Source organism: Candidatus Pantoea symbiotica, from assembly GCF_056491525.1.
The window spans coordinates 386,501-405,520 of sequence record NZ_JBSZHR010000002.1; the positions used below are offsets into that span (position 1 = coordinate 386,501).

The following is a 19,020-nucleotide window of genomic DNA, read 5'->3' on the forward strand; positions in this document are numbered from 1 at the left end:
TGCGTCAACACATATTTCGCGACGGCAAAACGATCGCTGTAAAAAGCAACGTTTCTGCCGCCGCGCTTGAATTAACGCGTTTTGGCACCGCGACCATATACGGCGCGATAGACTTTGAAGCGTCCGGTTTGCGCCAGCACTTCGTGATTGCCGAAGGTTTCATCGAGAATTTGCGGATACGGCAGGAAGGCGTTAGCCACGATACGCAGTTCGCCGCCGCTGTTCAGATGCTTAAGCGCACCGCGAATCAGCGTGTTGGCCGCTTCGAGGCTGGTTTGCAGGCCATCGTGGAACGGCGGGTTGGAGATGATCATGTCAAAACGGCCGGTAACGTCAGAGAACACGTTACTGGCAAACACTTCACCTTCCAGTTCGTTGGCGGCCAGTGTGGCTTTACTCGCTTCAATCGCGGCAGCGTGCACATCACACAGCCACAAACGTACGCGCGGCGACACTTTCGCCATTACGGTCGCCAGCACGCCGCTGCCACAACCGATATCCAACACTTTGCCACGGAAGTGCGGCGTCAGCGTGGAGAGCAGCAGATCGCTGCCGATATCCAGGCCATCGCGGCTGAACACGCCTGGCAAGGTATGGATGGTGAGATCCTCGAGCTGATAGGTATTGCCGTAGCTGCTGGCATCAAAGGTCGGCTGCTTATCGAGACGACCGTGATACAGGCCGCAACGACGCGCGCTGTCGACTTTCTCCAGCGTTGCCCACTCTTCCAGCATGCCTTCGGCGCTGCGCACGCCGCTGCGGTTTTCACCCACCACGAAGATATCGCAGCCAACCGGCAGCAGAGAGAGCAGGTTTTGCAGCTGGTACTGCGCTTCGGGTTTGTTCTTGGACCAGTAATAAACCAGCGTATCGCAGCCTTCAACATCGGCAGCGGTTGCGACCATGCTGTAAACCGCACGTTCACCAAGGCGATGGCTAAGGTTCTGCCAGTGATGATATTGCTGGGTATGCACGCGGCTCGACGCGGTTTCTAGCTGGGCGGGCAGGTCATCCTGCAGGTCGCCAGCAAACAACACGTGGCGGGCGGTAAATTCATCACTGTGGCGCAGAATCACTTCGCTGGCCGGGGTAAAAGCAGACATGGAACGCTCCTGTTAAATCAGAGCGTGGATTATATACACGTCATACTTCAAGTTACAGGTGCGTTGGCTGCTCTCGCTCACCCGAATCACTTACCTGAAGTAAGCTCATCGGGCCTCACTCGTTTGCCGCCTTCCTGAAACTCGAATTATTTTGTGTATGGTGCTTTGTTGGCGCATGTTCGATGGGTTTGCTAGCATAGCGTCGCATTCTGGCAGCATAACGGGTAATAGCATGAGTACAAGGCGCGACTGGCTTCTACAGCAAATGGGGATTACGCAGTATCAGCTGCGGCGTCCGCGCGTGCTGCAAGGGGAAATTGCCGTCACGCTTTTGCCCGACACACGTTTGGTTTTGGTGGCCGAACAGGCGCCAACGCTACAAGAACCGCTAATTCGCGACGTGCTGCGCGCGCTGAACCTTCAACCCGCGCAGGTGATGGCGTTAACGCCAGACCAGCTGCAAATGCTACCGGAGCAGCTCGACTGCGCTGGATGGCTGCTGGGCGTCGAGAGCGAACATCCCTTTAACGGCATTACCTTTAACACCGCCGTTTTCAATGAACTGATCAGCAGCGGCGCCGCAAAACGCGCCCTGTGGCAACAGATGTGTAACCATGACAGCCATCTCTTTAATCACCCCTGAAGACCAGCAGCAGCTGCTGGCGATTGAGCGCCGCGCGCATGCTTTCCCGTGGAGCGAGCAGACGTTTAGCAGCAACCAAGGCGAACGTTTTGTTAATTTCCGCATTGAAGATGAAGGTAAGCTGGCCGGCTTCGCCATCACCCAGGTGGTGCTGGATGAAGCGTCGCTGTTCAACATTGCGGTGGATCCCGATTTCCAACGTCGCGGTCTGGCGCGCCAGCTGTTACAGCATCTGATTGCTGAGCTCGAGCAGCGCGACGTCATGACGCTGTGGCTGGAAGTGCGCGCCTCAAACACGCCAGCGATTGCATTGTATGAGCAGCTGGATTTCCATCAGGTGAGCGTACGCCCCAACTATTATCCCACTGCCAGCGGACGAGAAGATGCCATCATTATGGCGCTAACCCTTTAAGGAGCACCATGCTAAACGATTGGGACTGCATCCTGTTTGATGCAGACGACACGCTTTTCCATTTCGATGCTTACGCCGGTTTGCAGCGCATGTTTGCCCGCTATGACGTGCAATTTTCCGCGCAGGATTACACCGATTATCAGGCGATCAATAAACCGCTATGGGTCGATTACCAGAACGGCACCATTTCCGCGCTGCAGTTGCAAACGCGCCGCTTCACCTTGTGGGGCGAAAAGCTCAGCGTCGCGCCGGAAGTGCTTAACAGCGATTTCCTCAGCGCAATGGCCGATATCTGCCTGCCGCTCGAAGGCGCAGCGCATCTGCTGGAGACGCTGAAAGGCAAGGTGAAGATCGCCATCATCACCAACGGTTTCACCGCGTTACAGCAGGCGCGCCTTGAGCGCACTGGTTTCCGCGATGTGTTTGATGCGCTGGTGATTTCTGAAGAAGTTGGCGTACCGAAACCTGACGTGGCGATCTTCGACCACACGCTGGCCTTGCTGGGTAATCCGGATCGTAGCCGCGTGCTGATGGTCGGCGATACGCCGGAATCGGACATTCTCGGCGGCATGAATGCCGGCCTGAAGACTTGCTGGATCGATCATGGTACGCGTCCGTTACCGGATCACATCACGCCAACCTGGCAGGTTAAGACGCTGGCCGAGCTGGAAGCGATTATTACTAAAGATTAAAAGTATCTATTCATCGTTACCATCGTGATGATGCTAAGAAGCCCGCTGTGCGGGCTTTTTTGTGCAAAAAATCTATTCAAGTATCTATTCACGAATCTATTCATGAAGGTGCTGAGGAGGTAAAGCGGAGATATCGTTAACGCTCTTTTTCTGTCTCTGATATTGCCGTCTGCGCCTCTTCTTCCTCTTTCTCTTTATCCTCTTTCACCGTGCGGCTCGCCGTCAGCAGGAAGGGCGATTGCTGCCAGCGGGTGCGGCGGTCACGCAGCAGGGTACGCGTCAGGATAATGCCGATGGCTAGCGCCAGTAACATCATCAGGCGCAGGATGTTGGTGGTGTTATCCACCTGACGCGATTCCGTTACCAGCACGTGGGTATCCAGCGTGACGCGCAGGAAGCCTTGCGGGCCATCTTTGCCTTCCAGCGGTTGCACAATTTGATGGTTGAAGTAGCTGCCGGCGCGTTTGCCATCCAGCGACAGGCGATCGCGCACATTAATGCTTTCGCCGCTATGCGCCACCAGGCTGCCATCATCGGCGTAAACGGAGGCATCAAGAATGCGGCTGTTGTCGGTCATCTGATTGAGGATCGCGGCAATCTGCGTGCGGTTATCGTCGCTATTATCCATCAACGGTTTAAGGCTAAACGCCACCTGTTTAGTCAGCGTGCGCGCCAGTTCTTCCACTTGTTCAGAGCGTGCCATTTGATGGCCGAGGCTAAACCAGGATGCACCTTGCATCAGAACCACTAACAGAGCCAGCGAGATAAGAACAATCACCGTGCGATGCAGGCGAAATTTCAGTGCGGTTTTAACCATCAGAAACCCGTGTGATGTAACAGCAGAAAGGCTGGCAATTATGTTGCCAGAACCCGCGCAGACAAGGTAGCCTCTTGCGTGGTTTTGTTGTCCCTACAGGAGCTGTAATGCCAAATCGTCTTACCTGGTGCGATCTGCCCGCCGATGTTTCACTTTGGCCGGGTTTACCCCTTTCCCTCAGCGGTGATGAAGTGATGCCGCTGGATTACCGTGCCGGTCGAACTGGCTGGTTGCTGTATGGGCGCGGGCTCGATAAACAAAAACTCACCGATTATCAGCATAAGCTGGGTGCGGCGATGGTGATCGTTAGTGCCTGGAATGTCGATGAGTATCAGGTGATACGTCTGGCAGGCTCGCTGACGCCGCGCGCCAGCAAACTGGCGCATGAAGCCGGTTTTGATGTGGCGCCGCTTGGCAAAATCCCGCATCTGAAAACACCTGGCTTGCTGGTGATGGACATGGATTCCACCGCGATCCAGATTGAGTGCATCGATGAGATCGCCAAACTGGCGGGCTGCGGCGAGCAGGTGGCGGAAGTCACCGAGCGCGCCATGCGCGGCGAGCTGGATTTCAAAGCCAGCCTGCGCGAGCGCGTCGGCACTTTAGCGGGCGCCGATGCCAATATCCTGATGCAGGTGCGCGACGCGCTGCCGCTGATGCCAGGCTTAACCACGCTGGTGCAGAAACTGCAGGCGCTGGGCTGGCAGGTGGCGATCGCCTCGGGCGGCTTCACCTTCTACGCCGACTATTTGCGCCAGACGCTGCATTTAGCTGCGGCGGTAGCCAACGAGCTGGAAATTCGCGACGGCAAGCTGACCGGCCAGGTGCTGGGACAGATTGTCGATGCCCAATTTAAAGCCGATACCCTGAACGATCTTGCCGAGCGCTTTAATATTGCCCCGGAACAAACCGTGGCGATTGGCGATGGTGCCAACGATCTGCCGATGATTAAAACGGCGGCGCTGGGTATCGCCTATCATGCTAAACCTAAAGTGAATGAGCAGACGGAAATCATCATCCGCCATGCTGACCTGATGGGCGTGTTCTGCATCCTGACCGGCAGCCTGATTCACGAAGAGCGTTAACAGAGGATTTGATTTGGCCAAAGCGGCAAAACGCGCCTTCGTTTGTAACGAATGCGGCGCTGATTATCCGCGCTGGCAGGGGCAATGCAGCGCCTGCCATGCGTGGAACACCATCACCGAGGTGCGCATTGCCGCCTCGCCTGCGGCGGCGCGTAACGAGCGTCTGAGCGGCTATGCCGGCGGCAATGCAGGCGTTAGCCGCGTGCAGAAGCTATCGGAGATCAGCCTCGAAGCCCTGCCGCGTTTCTCCACCAGTTTTAAAGAGTTCGATCGCGTACTGGGCGGCGGCGTGGTGCCGGGCAGCGCCATCTTGATTGGTGGTAATCCGGGCGCCGGTAAATCGACGCTGCTGCTGCAGGTGATGTGCAAGCTGGCGGAAGGGATGAAAACCCTGTACGTCACCGGCGAAGAATCACTGCAACAGGTGGCGATGCGCGCCCATCGTCTGGGATTACCCACCGAAAACCTCAACATGTTGTCGGAAACCAGCATCGAGCAGATCTGTCTGATCGCCGAGCAGGAGCAGCCGAAACTGATGGTGATCGACTCGATCCAGGTGATGCACATGGCAGAGATCCAATCTTCGCCAGGCAGCGTGGCGCAGGTGCGTGAAACGGCCGCTTACCTGACGCGCTTTGCCAAAACGCGCGGCGTGGCGATCATTATGGTCGGTCACGTCACCAAAGACGGTTCGCTGGCCGGTCCGAAGGTGCTGGAACACTGTATCGACTGTTCGGTGATGCTGGATGGCGATGCCGATTCCCGTTTCCGTACCTTGCGCAGCCATAAAAACCGCTTTGGCGCGGTGAATGAGCTCGGCGTGTTCGCCATGACCGAACAAGGCATGCGCGAAGTCAGCAATCCTTCAGCCATCTTCCTGTCGCGCGGTGATGAGATCACCTCGGGCAGCTCGGTGATGGTGCTGTGGGAAGGCACGCGTCCGCTGCTGGTCGAGATTCAGGCGCTGGTGGACCATTCGATGATGGGCAATCCACGCCGCGTCGCGGTTGGGCTGGAGCAGAATCGCCTGGCGATCCTGTTAGCGGTGCTGCATCGCCACGGCGGCTTGCAGATGGCGGATCAGGATGTGTTTGTTAACGTGGTCGGCGGCGTAAAAGTCACCGAAACCAGCGTCGATTTGGCGCTGCTGATGGCGATGGTATCGAGCTTCCGCGATCGTCCGCTGCCGCAGGATCTGGTGATCTTTGGCGAAGTGGGCCTTGCCGGCGAAATTCGCCCGGTGCCGAGCGGCCAGGAGCGGATTTCCGAAGCGGCGAAGCACGGCTTCAAGCGCGCCATCGTACCGGCCGGTAATGCACCGAAGAAGCCGGTAGAAGGGATGAAGGTGTATAGCGCGAAGAAGCTGGCGGATGCGTTAGCGATTCTGGATGAGTTGTAAGTTTTACCGGTCGGCATGAATGCCGACCCTACGTTTGTAGGGTGCGCATTTTTGCGCACCGTCTTTAAGGCCGCACCGCCCTTTATTCCACGCAGGAGGCACGCAATGTCATCATTTGACTACCTGAAAACAGCCATTCGCCAGCAAGGCCACACGCTGCAGCAGGTTGCCGATGCCAGCGGAATGACCAAAGGCTACTTAAGCCAGCTGCTCAACGCCAAAATCAAAAGCCCGAGCGCGCAGAAGCTGGAAGCGCTGCACCGTTTTCTTGGCCTGGAATTTCCGCGCCGCGATAAAACCGTTGGCGTGGTGTTCGGTAAATTTTATCCGCTGCATACCGGCCATATCTATCTGATCCAGCGCGCCTGCAGCCAGGTCGATGAATTGCATATCATCATGGGCCACGACGATCCGCGCGATCGCGAACTGTTTGAAAACAGCGCCATGTCGCAGCAGCCGACCATTAGCGATCGATTACGCTGGCTGCTGCAAACCTTCAAATACCAGAAAAATATCCGCATCCATTCGTTCGATGAAGAGGGAATCGAACCTTATCCGCACGGCTGGGATGTGTGGAGCGGCGGCGTTAAAACCTTTCTGGCTGAGCAGGGCATCGAGCCGAATTGTGTCTACACCAGTGAAGAACCCGATGCCGCGATGTATGAGCAGCACCTTGGCATTCCGGCGGTGGTGATCGATCCCAATCGATCCTTTATGAATATCAGCGGCGGCCAGATTCGTCAGGATCCGTTCCGTTACTGGGAATATATCCCGACCGAAGTGAAGCCGTTCTTCGTGCGCACCGTGGCGGTGCTGGGCGGCGAGTCAAGTGGCAAATCAACGCTGGTGAACAAGCTGGCGAATATCTTCAACACCACCAGCGCCTGGGAATATGGCCGCGATTATGTTTTCTCGCACCTCGGTGGCGACGAGATGGCGCTGCAATATTCCGACTACGACAAAATCGCGCTGGGCCAGGCGCAGTACATCGACTTCGCCGTGAAGTACGCCAGTAAAGTCGCCTTTATCGATACCGATTTCATCACTACGCAGGCGTTTTGCCTCAAGTACGAAGGACGCGAGCATCCGTTTGTGCAGGCGTTAATTGATGAGTACCGTTTCGACCTGGTAATTTTGCTGGAAAACAACGTGCCCTGGGTGGCGGATGGATTGCGCAGCCTCGGCAGCTCCATGGATCGCCGCGAGTTCCAGACCATGCTGATCACCATGCTGCGTGAAAACAATATCGAGTTTGTTCACGTCAAAGAAGATGACTACGACACGCGCTTCCTGCGCTGTGTAGAGTTAGTGAAGCAGATGCTGGGCAGTTAAAACACACACTCAGGCGGTGTTAAAGCCGCCTGAATCAAGTCTCTGGCAAAACAAACACATGCTGCAAGAAAAGCGCATTTAGCGCTTCCGGCCCGATCTCATACGCCAAAATATTGGCTTTTAGCCAATCCTCAATCCGCAATTCAGACCAATCAATACGAAAACCGGCATGCAATGCTATGTGTTCAAACAGGATGCGCAGCGTTCTGCCATTACCTTCGCGAAACGGATGCAGAATGTTGAGTTCACCGTAATACCATGCCAGTCGCTGACAAAACTCGCGATGACCAAGGCCACTGAGCCAGGACTCTATTTCCATTTTACGGAAAAGCTGTTCAGCTTCGCGTCGAATAAACATGGGCTGACAGAAGCGTGTATTGCCTTTGCTAATAGCAATATCGCGAATGTCGCCGGCCCATGAATATAATTCAGCAAATAACGTACGGTGAATGGTGCTCAAAGTATTCAACGAAAAAGGAGGATGAAACAGGGTGATATGACTAATAGTGAGGGCAGTGACGCTGCGTTCGGCCGCTTCGAGTTGCTCGCTATCACGAATGTTATAGCGGTTAATCAGCACTGAAGAATCGGGATAGCAATAGTGATCGCGCCAGGAAGAGTAGCGATCCATGGTGTCTAACTCCGCTGAAAATGCTTACGCACTTGCGCCAGCGAAGTAAACGCAGGTTCTTTTGGGATCTCAATGCCTTCCAATGAAGAACTGGCAATAAAATTGGCGTGCTTAGTTTGCTCGTAAATCATCTCTTCACGCTTCATGGAGCGACTTTTTTGATCTTTTCTCATTGCGCACCTCTTAGTGAGTAAAAGGTGCCATTGCTGGCACCTTTGAAACAATTACTTCGTCATACGCTTGTACTTGATACGCTTCGGCTCCAGCGCGTCGGCGCCGAGGGTGCGTTTCTTGTACTCTTCGTACTCAGTAAAGTTGCCTTCGAAGAACTCCACCTTACCTTCATCCTGATAATCGATGATGTGGGTGGCGATACGGTCAAGGAACCAACGGTCATGCGAGATCACCATGGCACAGCCAGGGAATTCCAGCAGGGCGTTTTCCAGCGCGCGCAGGGTTTCGATGTCGAGGTCGTTGGTTGGTTCATCGAGCAGCAACAGGTTGCCGCCGACTTGCAGCAGCTTGGCGAGGTGCAGACGACCGCGCTCACCACCTGACAATTCACCTACGCGTTTGCCCTGATCGGTGCCTTTGAAGTTGAAACGACCAACATAAGCACGGCTTGGCATCTCTGTGTTGCCCACGCGCATAATGTCCTGACCGCCAGACACTTCTTCAAACACGGTTTTGGAGTTGTCCATCGCGTCACGGAACTGATCAACCGATGCCAGCTTGACGGTTTCGCCCAGCTCGATGGTGCCGGAATCCGGTTGCTCCTGACCTGACATCATGCGGAACAGCGTAGATTTACCCGCGCCGTTCGGACCGATGATGCCGACAATCGCGCCTTTCGGTACCGAGAAGGTCAGATCATCGATCAGCACGCGATCGCCATACGATTTCTTCAGGTTGGTCACTTCCAGCACTTTGTCGCCGAGGCGTGCGCCAGGTGGAATGAAGAGTTCGTTGGTTTCGTTACGCTTCTGGTAATCGGTGTTGTTCAGCTCTTCAAAGCGTGCCAGACGGGCTTTGCCCTTGGACTGACGGCCTTTCGCGCCTTGACGCACCCACTCCAGCTCTTTCTCGATAGATTTGCGACGCGCCGCTTCAGAAGACGCTTCCTGCGCCAGACGCTGATCTTTCTGCTCCAGCCAGGAAGAGTAGTTACCTTCCCACGGAATACCTTCGCCGCGGTCCAGCTCCAGAATCCAGCCAGCCACGTTATCCAGGAAGTAACGGTCGTGCGTGATCGCCACAACGGTGCCTTCGAAGTCGTGCAGGAAGCGCTCGAGCCACGCCACGGATTCAGCATCCAGGTGGTTGGTTGGTTCGTCGAGCAGCAGCATGTCTGGCTTTTCCAGCAGCAGACGGCACAGCGCCACGCGGCGGCGCTCACCACCGGAAAGGGTAGCGATTTTGGCATCCCAGTCTGGCAGACGCATCGCATCAGCCGCACGGTTCAGTTGCGTATCGAGGTTGTGACCATCATGCGCCTGGATCACTTCTTCCAGACGGCCCTGTTCAGCGGCCAGCTTATCGAAATCCGCATCGGGATCGGCATACAGCGCATACACTTCGTCGAGACGCTTCAGCGCGCCAACCACTTCTGAAACCGCTTCTTCAACGGATTCACGCACGGTGTGCTCCGGGTTCAGCTGCGGTTCCTGCGGCAGATAACCCACATTGATGCCCGGCTGCGGGCGAGCTTCCCCTTCGATATCGGTATCGATACCGGCCATGATGCGCAGCAGCGTCGATTTACCCGAGCCGTTCAGGCCGAGTACACCGATTTTTGCTCCAGGGAAGAAGCTAAGAGAAATATTCTTCAGGATGTGACGCTTCGGCGGAACGACCTTGCCGACGCGATGCATGCTATAGACGAATTGAGCCACGTTGGATTGAGCCTTTTGGTCTGTGAGTTATGAACTTTAGGTACAGAAGTTTAGCTGTTTTCACCCTTTATTCATACCCGTCATACATCGGCTTGCCGCGGTCTTTATCGGTCACCATAAATGGCGACCCTACAACACATCTGCACGCTTTTGTAGGGTCGCCATTTATGGTGACCACATGCAATATCATCAACTTATGGCAAACGCAGCGGGATGTTTTGTTGCGCCAGCCAGCTCTTCAGCGCCGGTTCGGGCGCGCTATCGCTGACCAGCAAATCAAAACGGCGCAGTTCAGCAATGCGTGCCGGCAGCACTTTGCCAAATTTACTGCTGTCCGCCACCAGCACGCGCTGACGTGCGCGCAGCATCGCGTGGTGCTTCATCGCCAGCTCGTTGATGTTGTAGCAGGTGGCGCCCTGTTCCTGATCGATACCTGCAGCAGAAATAAACGCCAGCGTCGGGCAGAGATCGTCGAGGATCGAATGCGCGCCAATCGGCGTAAACAGCGCGTTGTCGGCGTGGAACTCGCCGCCGCTGAGGATCACGTTACAGGCCGGTTTCTCTTTCAGCGCCAGGAAAGTGTTCATCGCGCAGCAGATGGCGGTGAACGGCAAGGTGTCAGGGATCGCATCCACGATGTACGGCAGCGTAGTGCCGCAATCAAAAAATACCGTGTCATTTTCACTGATCAGATCCGCAGCAGCCTGCGCCAGGCGCTGTTTGCGTGCGGCGTTCTGACCGTGCTGATCGGAGATGAAATAGTGTCCAGCGTGGCTTTTCGGATCGCTAACGATATAGCCGCCCAGCAGCACCACGGTTGAAGCCGGTTCGGTGAGATCGCGGCGGATAGTCATTTCCGATACGCCCAGCAGCTGCGCCGCGTCTTTCAGATGCAGTTTATCGGTGCGTTTCAGCGCCTGAGCCAACTTGTGAATACGTTCGTCGCGCCGGGTTTCCATGATCATCTCTGCGTAATTAATCCTGAAGTCGAAGTAGCCTGGTCAAAAATCACGATAAATCTCACATATTTTAATGATTTGCGACGTATGCAGCAGGCCAGTTTTCAATCTTACCTGTAATGAGATCGGCCCGCAAACCTCACGCAGTGCCGCCAATGTGATGCCTTCTAGCCGCTTCGCTCGCCGCCAGGTTGCCTTACCAATGTTGTTGCATTGTTAGAATAATAACATTCATTTCTATGAATGAATGGCTGTTTATCGGCTTTTTGTCATGATGTTGAGGTGTGAAATTTATCACATAATTAACTTTATTAACCTGATATTGTGATTTTAATAACATTATAAAGCTAAAAATTCACCGGGAGAAAACAATGGATATTGCGGTTATTGGGTCAAATATGGTGGACCTCATTACCTATACCAATCAGTTGCCGAAAGCGGGCGAAACACTGGAAGCACCTGATTTTGCTATCGGCTGTGGTGGCAAAGGTGCCAATCAGGCGGTGGCAGCGGCGAAGATGGGCGCCAGCGTGATGATGGTGAGTAAAGTCGGCGACGATCTGTTTGCGCCGAATACCGTGGCCAATCTGCAACAGCAGGGCGTTGATACCCGTTTTGTCACCACCGCGCCAGGCACCTCCAGCGGCGTGGCGCCGATCTTCGTTGACGATCAGTCGCAGAACCGCATTCTGATTATCAAAGGTGCCAACCAGCAGCTGAAACCGACGGATATTGATGCCGCCGCCGAGGCGCTGAAAAGCTGCCAGCTGATCATCCTGCAACTGGAGATCCCACTGGAAACCGTGTACTACGCCATTGATTTTGCTCGTCAGCACCACATCAAAGTGATCCTCAATCCGGCACCGGCGGTAGCGGCTCTCAATATCGAATACGCCTGCAAATGCGACTTTTTCATGCCGAATGAAACCGAGCTGGAGATCCTCACCGGTATGCCGGTCACCACCGATGAAGAGGTGAAGCTGGCGGGGCAATCGCTGCTTAAACGTGGGCTGAAAAACCTGATCATCACGCTGGGCGGACGCGGTTCGCTGTGGATGTCTGGCGACAATGTGCATCAGGTTGCACCCACTGCGGTAAAAGCGGTGGACACCAGCGGCGCGGGCGATGCCTTTATCGGCTGCTTCGCCCACGAGCTGGTGAAAAGCGGCGATATCCCGGCCGCGATGGCGCAAGCCTCTGCTTATGCCGCCTGCAGCGTGACCGGTCGCGGCACGCAGCGCTCCTATCCCGACGCGGAAACCTTCCAGCGTTTTCTCAACGTTCACTGAGGTCGAGTTATGCAACCGAACATTGTTCAGCAATCTGATGGCTATCTGAATAAAACGCCGCTGTTCCAGTTCATTTTGCTCTCGTGCCTGTTCCCGTTGTGGGGCTGTGCGGCGAGTCTGAACGACATCCTGATCACCCAGTTCAAAAGCGTGTTCGCGTTAAGTGATTTCGCCAGCGCGCTGGTGCAGAGTGCGTTCTACGGCGGCTACTTCCTGATCGCCATTCCGGCCTCGCTGGTGATCCGCAAAGCCACTTATAAACTGGCGATTTTGCTGGGACTGGCGCTGTATATCGTGGGCTGCGTGCTGTTCTATCCCGCTTCGCACATGGCGACCTACACCATGTTCCTCGCGGCGATTTTTGCCATCGCCATCGGTTTGAGCTTCCTTGAAACCGCTGCCAACACCTACAGCTCGATGATTGGCCATCGCGATCACGCCACGCTGCGCCTGAATATCAGCCAGACGTTCTATCCGGTCGGTGCATTGATGGGCATCGTGCTGGGCAAATATCTGGTGTTCCAGGAGGGCGACAGTTTGGAAAGTCAGCTGTCGGGCATGAACGCTGAACAGGCGCATGCGTTCCGTCTCACCATGCTCGAGCACACGCTGGAACCGTACAAATATTTGGTGATGGTTTTGGTGGTGGTGATGCTGCTGTTCCTGTTCACTCGCTATCCGCGCTGCAAGCCGGAAAGCAGTGAAAAATCCCTGCCGTCGCTTGGTGAGACCTTCCGCTATCTGGCGGCGAATCGTCACTTCAAACGCGGCATTGTGGCGCAGTTCCTGTATGTCGGCATGCAGGTGGCGGTGTGGTCGTTCACCATTCGTCTGGCGCTGACGCTTGGCGCGATCAATGAGCGTCATGCTTCTAACTTCATGATTTATAGCTTCATCGGCTTCTTTATCGGTAAATTTATCGCCAACTTCCTGATGACGCGCTTCCGTGCAGAAAAAGTGCTGATTGCCTACTCGCTGCTGGGGGTTCTCGCGCTGGCGTATGTGATGTTTGTGCCGAACTTTACCGCTGTCTATGCCGCGATATTTGTCAGTGCGCTGTTTGGTCCATGCTGGGCGACGATCTACGCCGGTACGCTGGCGACTGTCGATAACAAATACACCGAAGTGGCGGGCGCGTTTATTGTGATGTCGATTGTCGGTGCCGCCTTTATTCCAGCGATTCAGGGCTTCGTCTCCGATCATCTGGGATCGATGCAGCTGGCGTTCGGCGTTTCGCTGCTGTGTTTCGCCTGGGTCGGTTACTTCTTCTGGGGCGAGCTGCGTCATAAAAAACAGGCGGAAGCGGCCGGTCGTTTAGTCGAGGAGATGCCATGAAAACCCGTTTACCGTTACGTCGTGAGCAGTTTCACGAAACGCCCGCCACGCTGCTGCGCAACGAGACGTTTCACGTCGAGCTGTTTCGCTATCCAGCCGGCGTGGAAGCGGTGCGCATCAGCAACCCACGCGGCACGGTGATCGTGCTGCCGTTTTACGGTCAGATGGTGTGGGACGCCAACTTTGACGGCCACTCGCTGACCATGGGCCACAGCTTTAAACAGCCGCTGCCCGGCAGTTCGATTATTGATACCTACGGCTGTTTTGCTTTCCACTCCGGGCTGCTGGCCAACGGTTGCCCGGCGGAAGACGACGATCATCCGCTGCACGGCGAAATGGCCTGCGCGCGCATGGACAGCGCATGGATGGTGCTGGAGGAGGATCGCGTGTCGCTGGAAGGCGAAACCGAGTATGTGAAGGGCTTCGGCCATCACTATCTTGCCGCACCGGCGGTGCGCCTTGAGGCCAATGCGGCGCGCCTGCACATTGAGATGAACGTCACCAACCTGGCGGGTGCGCCGATGCCGCTGCAGTATATGTGTCATCTGAACAGCGCCTGGCTGGATCAAGGCCGTTTCCAGCAGTCGATCCCGACCGATGCGTTCCAGCTACGCAGCTCGATCCCGGCGCACGTCAAGCCCACGCCGCAGTGGCGCGCGTATACCGATCAACTGGCGCGCGATCCGCAGGCGTTTCAGCAGCTGGATCAGCCGGAGATGTGTGACCCTGAGATCGTGTTCTTTGCTGATGATCTCCAGCAGTACGGCGATGAGTTGCAGTTTGAGCTGCACTCACCGCAGGGATTTGCCCTGATGACACGCTTCTCCAGCCAGCAATTCCCGCACGCCACGCGCTGGATGCTGCATAACCGCGATCAGCAGGTCGCCGCCTATGTGCTGCCGTCAACCTGCCGCCCGGAAGGTTTTAAAGCAGCGCAGCGCGCCGGCACGTTGATTGAGTTGGCTCCGGGTGAGCAGCGTCACTTCAGCGTTGAAACAGGAATATTGTAATTCCATTCCATACACAATTCGTTGGGTCGCCATTTATGGCGACCAGGTCTCCAGGTGCGCATTAATGCGCACCCTACATAAACCGCACCTCAGGTTTGTAGGGGCGCCATTTATGGCGACCTGGTTTCCAGGTGCGCATTAATGCGCATCCTATAAACCGCACCTCAGATTTGTAGGGGCGCCATTTATGGCGACCTGGTTTCCAGGTGCGCATTAATGCGCACCCTACGAAAAACGGTGCAACTAAATCGCCACTAACCCCCGTACACCATCGGCTTCCATGCTTGAACCGGCGCCGCGCTGCACGATCTCGCCGCGCGACATCACCAGATAACTGTCGGCCAGTTCAGCGGCGAAATCGTAGAATTGCTCCACCAGCAGGATCGCCATATCGCCGCGCTGCGCCAGTTGGCGGATCACCGCGCCGATCTCCTTGATCACCGACGGCTGGATCCCTTCGGTTGGTTCATCGAGGATCAACAGCTTTGGTGAACAGGCGAGGGCGCGGCCAATCGCCAATTGCTGCTGTTGTCCGCCCGACAGATCGCCGCCGCGGCGTGCTTTCATCTCACGTAGCACCGGGAAAAGTTGATAGATCTCCTCCGGCACCGCTTTGGCCTGTGCGCCAGAAAAACGCGCCAGCCCCATCAGCAGATTCTCTTCCACCGTCAGACGCGGGAAAATTTCGCGCCCCTGCGGCACATAAGCGATACCCGCCTGCACGCGCTGGTGCGGCTTGCGGCTGTTGATCACTTTATCCTGCCAGCGAATCTCGCCGGACTTAGCCGGAATCAGCCCCATCAAACATTTCAGCAGCGTGGTTTTGCCCACGCCGTTACGTCCCAGCAGGCAGGTAATTTCACCCGGTTTCGCTTCAAACGACAGGCCGCGCAGAATGTGGCTGCCGCCGTAATATTGATTCAGTTCCGCGACTTGCAGCATGTTAGCGCCCCAGATAAACGTCGATAACCCGATCGTCCGCCTGCACTTCGCGTAACGATCCCTCGGCCAAAACCTGGCCCTGATGCAGCACGGTGACGTGATCGGCAATGGTTTCAACAAAGCCCATGTCATGCTCGACCACCATCAGCGAATGCTTCCCGGCGAGGCTGCGAAACAGCTCGGCGGTGTACTCGGTTTCGGCATCGGTCATGCCGGCCGCCGGTTCATCCAGCAGCAGCAAATGCGGGTCCTGCACCAGCAACATGCCAATCTCCAGAAACTGCTTCTGACCGTGCGACAGCAAACCGGCTTTGCGCTGGCGTTCGCCGCCCAACCGCAGCAGTTTCAGCACCTCATCAATGCGATCCTGCTGCTCGCCGTTCAGTCTCGCACGCAGGCTGGCCCACACCGATTTGTCGTTTTTCAGCGCGATTTCCAGATTCTCAAATACTGTTAGCGCTTCGAAAACCGTGGGTTTCTGGAATTTGCGTCCAATACCGGCGCGCGCGATCTCCACCGGCGACATTTTGCTGAGATCGGTATCCTGGTCGTAGATCACCTGGCCATTATCCGGCCGGGTTTTACCGGTGATCACATCCATCAGCGTGGTTTTTCCCGCGCCGTTGGGGCCGATCACGCAGCGCAGTTCGCCCACGCCGATCTTTAGTGAGAGATCGGTTAGCGCGCGGAAACCGTCGAACGACACGTTGATCTTCTCCAGCTGCAATACCGGATCGGTTTGTTCACGATGACGATCCGAGGGATGAGGTTGGGTAAACAGTTGTTCAGTCATCACGCCTCCGGCGCAGCAGGCCAATCACGCCACGCGGCAGGAACAGCGTGACCAGGATAAACATCAGGCCAAGGAAGAACAGCCAATATTCCGGGAAGGCGACGGTAAACCAGCTTTTGGCCCCGTTGACGATGGCGGCACCGAGCAACGGACCAATCAGCGTGCCGCGTCCGCCCAGCGCCACCCAAATCGCCGCTTCAATCGAGTTGGTCGGCGACATTTCGCTGGGATTGATAATGCCGACCTGCGGCACATAGAGCGCGCCCGCCAGCCCGCACAGCACCGCCGAAAGCGTCCAGACAAACAGCTTGAAGCCTTTGGGATCGTAACCGACGAACATCAGGCGGTTCTCCGCATCGCGCACGGCGGTCAGCACGCGGCCAAACTTGCTGCGTGCCAGCGCGAAGCCAATGCCGAGGCTGACCAGCAGCAGCAGCACCGTGGCGACAAACAGCCCGATGCGCGTGCCGGTCGCGGTGACGTTAAAGCCGAGCAGCGTGGTGAAGCCGGTGAAGCCGTTGTTGCCGCCGAAGCCGGTTTCGTTGCGGAAAAACAGCAGCATGCCAGCGTAGGTCAGCGCCTGCGTCATGATCGAGAAGTAGACGCCTTTAATTTTCGAGCGGAAGGCGAAGAAGCCAAACACCAGCGCCAGCAAACCCGGCACCAGCATGATCAGGCACAGCGCCCAGGCAAAATGTTGCGTGCCCGCCCAGAACCACGGCAGCTCGTTCCATGAGAGGAAAGACATAAACGCGGGTAAGCCGTCGCCGGAGGCCTGACGCATCAAATACATGCCCATCGCATAGCCGCCAAGCGCGAAGAACAGGCCGTGACCCAGCGACAGCAGCCCGGCGTATCCCCACACCAAATCCAGCGCCACCGCGACCACGGCGTAACAGAGAATTTTGCCGACCAGCGTCAGCGTGTAGGTGGAGATCGCCAGCGGATGCGTGGCCGGCAGCAGGGCGCAGAACGGCAGCACCAGCAGCAGCGCGGTGATCACCACGCCAAGGCTGATAGTCAGGCGCGGCGCTTTACGCGCGATGGTTAACGTCATTGGCTGGCTCATCAGTCAATCACCCTCCCTTTGAAGGCAAACAGGCCCTGCGGACGTTTCTGGATAAACAACACGATCAGCACGAGGATGAGGATTTTGCCGAGCACTGCGCCAATCTGCGGCTCCAGCACTTTGTTGAGAATGCCGAGGCCAAAGGCAGCCACCACGGTGCCCGCCAGTTGGCCGACGCCGCCCAGCACTACCACAAGGAACGAGTCGATGATGTAGCCCTGACCGAGCTCCGGCCCGACGTTGCCAAGCTGCGACAGCGCCACGCCGCCGAGTCCGGCAATGCCAGAACCGAGGCCAAATGCCAGCATATCGATGCGTCCGGTCGGCACGCCGCAGCAGTCGGCCATCGCGCGGTTCTGCGTTACGGCCCGCACGCTGAGGCCGAGGCGGGTTTTATTCAGCAGCAGCCAGGTGAGGCCCAGCACGGCAAACACAAACAGGATCACCGCGATACGGTTGTAAGGCAGCACCAGATTCGGCAGCAGCTGCAACCCGCCGGAGAGCCAGCCTGGGTTAGCCACCTCCAGGTTCTGCGCGCCAAAAAGCATGCGCACTAGTTGAATCAGCATCAGGCTGATGCCCCAGGTTGCGAGCAGTGTTTCCAGCGGACGTCCGTACAGATGGCGGATGATGGTGCGCTCCAGCAGCATGCCCATACAGGCGGTGACCAGAAACGCCACCGGCAGCGCCAGCAGCGGATACCACGCCAGCCACTGCGGTGCGAATTGCTGGAACAGGCTTTGCACAAACCAGGTCGCATAGGCGCCCAGCATCAGCATTTCGCCGTGCGCCATGTTGATCACGCCAAGCAGGCCGTAGGTGATGGCGAGGCCCAGCGCCGCTAATAACAAGATCGAACCCAGCGACAGGCCGGTAAACGCCTGACCGAGCAGATCGCCCCACATTAGACGCTGTTTAATCTGCTTCAGGCTGGCTGCGGCGGCGTCACGTACGTTGGCATCGGGTTCATTGCTGGCCTGAGTTAAGCGCGTGAGGCTGGCCTGCATATTGGGATCGCTGGATTCGCCGAGCAGTTTGACGGCTTTGAGGCGCAGCGCGGCATCCGGGCTGGCGAGTTGCAGGTTGGCCGCTGCCATGAGCAGTACGTCGTGCACTTTCGCGTCTGTTTCCTGCACGAGACGCTGTTCAATCAGCGGCAGCATGTCAGCGACGCCATCGTTTTGCAGTTGTTGTGCGGCACGTAAACGGATCGCGGCATCGTCGCTCACCAACTGGTGGGCGGCGAGGGCGCTGGCGATCAGCACGCGCAGGCGGTTATTCATAAACAGCTTTTTGGTCTCGCCGCTGGGCTGTTGCGCGCTGTCGAGCGGCTGCAACATCTCGCCCTGTTTGCTGAACGGCTGCTGTTTTTGGTCGATGACCACGGTTTCATTGCGCAGCGCCTGCAGCAGCGGCAGGCGATTAGCCTGCGGTGCGGCGGCCCACTGCTGGAGCAGCGTGGCTTGTTGCGTGCGGCTGGCGGCCGCGAAGTCTGCGCCATCGCCCGCCTGGGCGAGCCAGGGCAGCAGTAACAGCAGACAGCAGAGATAACGGCGGATTGTCATGGTTCTGGCCCTGATGGTGAGAAGTTGTGTTGGGTTTGGATTGGTGTGGCTG

19 protein-coding genes are annotated in these 19,020 nt (G+C 56.7%); 9 read left to right on the forward strand and 10 right to left on the reverse strand.

Going from position 1 to position 19,020, the window contains the following annotated elements; translation table 11 throughout:
• Positions 1–71: 71 nt before the first annotated feature.
• Positions 72–1,103, reverse strand: a complete 1,032-nt coding sequence (rsmC, locus tag ACXIZX_RS02410; protein ID WP_008101784.1) for a 16S rRNA (guanine(1207)-N(2))-methyltransferase RsmC — start codon at positions 1,101–1,103, stop codon at positions 72–74.
• Positions 1,104–1,335: 232 nt separating this feature from the next.
• Between rsmC and ACXIZX_RS02415 the strand changes: the two genes are divergently transcribed.
• The 3 genes from ACXIZX_RS02415 to yjjG are packed head-to-tail and all read left to right on the forward strand — an operon-like array spanning position 1,336 to position 2,850.
• The gene (locus ACXIZX_RS02415) at positions 1,336–1,746 is read left to right on the forward strand and encodes a DNA polymerase III subunit psi (protein WP_061718184.1); all 411 of its coding nucleotides are present in this window, start codon (positions 1,336–1,338) and stop codon (positions 1,744–1,746) included.
• Entirely contained in the window at positions 1,718–2,158 is a 441-nt protein-coding gene (gene rimI, locus ACXIZX_RS02420; RefSeq protein WP_479403530.1) for a ribosomal protein S18-alanine N-acetyltransferase, read from the forward strand. Before ACXIZX_RS02415 ends, rimI begins: the two co-directional genes overlap by 29 nt.
• Before the next feature lie 8 nt (positions 2,159–2,166).
• On the forward strand, positions 2,167–2,850 hold the full coding sequence (gene yjjG, locus ACXIZX_RS02425) for a pyrimidine 5'-nucleotidase (RefSeq protein ID WP_479403531.1): 684 nt from the start codon (positions 2,167–2,169) through the stop codon (positions 2,848–2,850).
• A gap of 136 nt (positions 2,851–2,986) precedes the next feature.
• Here yjjG and ACXIZX_RS02430 read toward each other — a convergent pair whose 3' ends face one another.
• A complete protein-coding gene (locus tag ACXIZX_RS02430; protein ID WP_008101775.1) occupies positions 2,987–3,667 on the reverse strand; it encodes a YtjB family periplasmic protein in 681 nt (226 codons plus the stop codon).
• Between the two features lie 107 nt (positions 3,668–3,774).
• On the opposite strand from ACXIZX_RS02430, the gene serB reads away from it, so the two are divergent.
• The 3 genes from serB to nadR all read left to right on the forward strand — a co-directional run bounded on the left by serB (position 3,775) and on the right by nadR (position 7,483).
• On the forward strand, positions 3,775–4,752 hold the full coding sequence (gene serB / locus ACXIZX_RS02435; protein WP_061718180.1) for a phosphoserine phosphatase: 978 nt from the start codon (positions 3,775–3,777) through the stop codon (positions 4,750–4,752).
• Between the two features lie 13 nt (positions 4,753–4,765).
• Positions 4,766–6,151, forward strand: coding sequence for a DNA repair protein RadA (gene radA, locus ACXIZX_RS02440; protein WP_007886867.1), 1,386 nt, complete (start codon positions 4,766–4,768; stop codon positions 6,149–6,151).
• A 105-nt stretch (positions 6,152–6,256) separates the two neighbouring features.
• Positions 6,257–7,483, forward strand: coding sequence for a multifunctional transcriptional regulator/nicotinamide-nucleotide adenylyltransferase/ribosylnicotinamide kinase NadR (gene nadR / locus ACXIZX_RS02445; RefSeq protein WP_008101769.1), 1,227 nt, complete (start codon positions 6,257–6,259; stop codon positions 7,481–7,483).
• Positions 7,484–7,517: 34 nt separating this feature from the next.
• Here the strand turns inward: nadR and ACXIZX_RS02450 are convergent, their stop codons facing one another.
• The 4 genes from ACXIZX_RS02450 to deoR form a co-directional block, all read right to left on the reverse strand.
• The gene (locus ACXIZX_RS02450; protein WP_479403532.1) at positions 7,518–8,114 is read right to left on the reverse strand and encodes a putative adenosine monophosphate-protein transferase Fic; all 597 of its coding nucleotides are present in this window, start codon (positions 8,112–8,114) and stop codon (positions 7,518–7,520) included.
• Between the two features lie 5 nt (positions 8,115–8,119).
• Entirely contained in the window at positions 8,120–8,287 is a 168-nt protein-coding gene (locus ACXIZX_RS02455; protein WP_479403533.1) for a YhfG family protein, read from the reverse strand.
• Positions 8,288–8,338: 51 nt separating this feature from the next.
• Positions 8,339–10,006, reverse strand: a complete 1,668-nt coding sequence (gene ettA / locus ACXIZX_RS02460; protein ID WP_008101764.1) for an energy-dependent translational throttle protein EttA — start codon at positions 10,004–10,006, stop codon at positions 8,339–8,341.
• Between the two features lie 194 nt (positions 10,007–10,200).
• Positions 10,201–10,965, reverse strand: a complete 765-nt coding sequence (gene deoR, locus ACXIZX_RS02465; RefSeq protein ID WP_008101762.1) for a DNA-binding transcriptional repressor DeoR — start codon at positions 10,963–10,965, stop codon at positions 10,201–10,203.
• Positions 10,966–11,336: 371 nt separating this feature from the next.
• Here deoR and rbsK point away from each other — a divergent pair, with 371 nt between their 5' ends.
• Genes rbsK through ACXIZX_RS02480 form a run of 3 tightly spaced genes read left to right on the forward strand, consistent with a single transcriptional unit; the run spans position 11,337 to position 14,599 of the window.
• The gene (gene rbsK, locus ACXIZX_RS02470) at positions 11,337–12,254 is read left to right on the forward strand and encodes a ribokinase (RefSeq protein WP_479403534.1); all 918 of its coding nucleotides are present in this window, start codon (positions 11,337–11,339) and stop codon (positions 12,252–12,254) included.
• Between the two features lie 9 nt (positions 12,255–12,263).
• Complete coding sequence (fucP, locus tag ACXIZX_RS02475; protein WP_479403535.1) at positions 12,264–13,589, forward strand: L-fucose:H+ symporter permease; 1,326 nt, start codon at positions 12,264–12,266, stop codon at positions 13,587–13,589.
• Complete coding sequence (locus tag ACXIZX_RS02480; protein ID WP_479403536.1) at positions 13,586–14,599, forward strand: aldose 1-epimerase family protein; 1,014 nt, start codon at positions 13,586–13,588, stop codon at positions 14,597–14,599. The genes fucP and ACXIZX_RS02480 overlap by 4 nt, the downstream gene beginning before the upstream one ends.
• Positions 14,600–14,842: 243 nt before the next feature.
• On the opposite strand, the gene urtE is transcribed toward ACXIZX_RS02480, so the two are convergent.
• From urtE to urtB, 4 genes are read right to left on the reverse strand one after another with little or no spacing between them, the layout of a single operon-like run.
• Positions 14,843–15,541, reverse strand: a complete 699-nt coding sequence (gene urtE / locus ACXIZX_RS02485; protein ID WP_008108711.1) for an urea ABC transporter ATP-binding subunit UrtE — start codon at positions 15,539–15,541, stop codon at positions 14,843–14,845.
• 1 nt (position 15,542) lies between these two features.
• Positions 15,543–16,334, reverse strand: a complete 792-nt coding sequence (urtD, locus tag ACXIZX_RS02490; protein ID WP_061718176.1) for an urea ABC transporter ATP-binding protein UrtD — start codon at positions 16,332–16,334, stop codon at positions 15,543–15,545.
• Positions 16,327–17,403, reverse strand: a complete 1,077-nt coding sequence (urtC, locus tag ACXIZX_RS02495; protein ID WP_008108709.1) for an urea ABC transporter permease subunit UrtC — start codon at positions 17,401–17,403, stop codon at positions 16,327–16,329. Before urtC ends, urtD begins: the two co-directional genes overlap by 8 nt.
• Positions 17,403–18,968, reverse strand: coding sequence for an urea ABC transporter permease subunit UrtB (urtB, locus tag ACXIZX_RS02500; RefSeq protein WP_479403537.1), 1,566 nt, complete (start codon positions 18,966–18,968; stop codon positions 17,403–17,405). Before urtB ends, urtC begins: the two co-directional genes overlap by 1 nt.
• Positions 18,969–19,020: the final 52 nt, after the last annotated feature.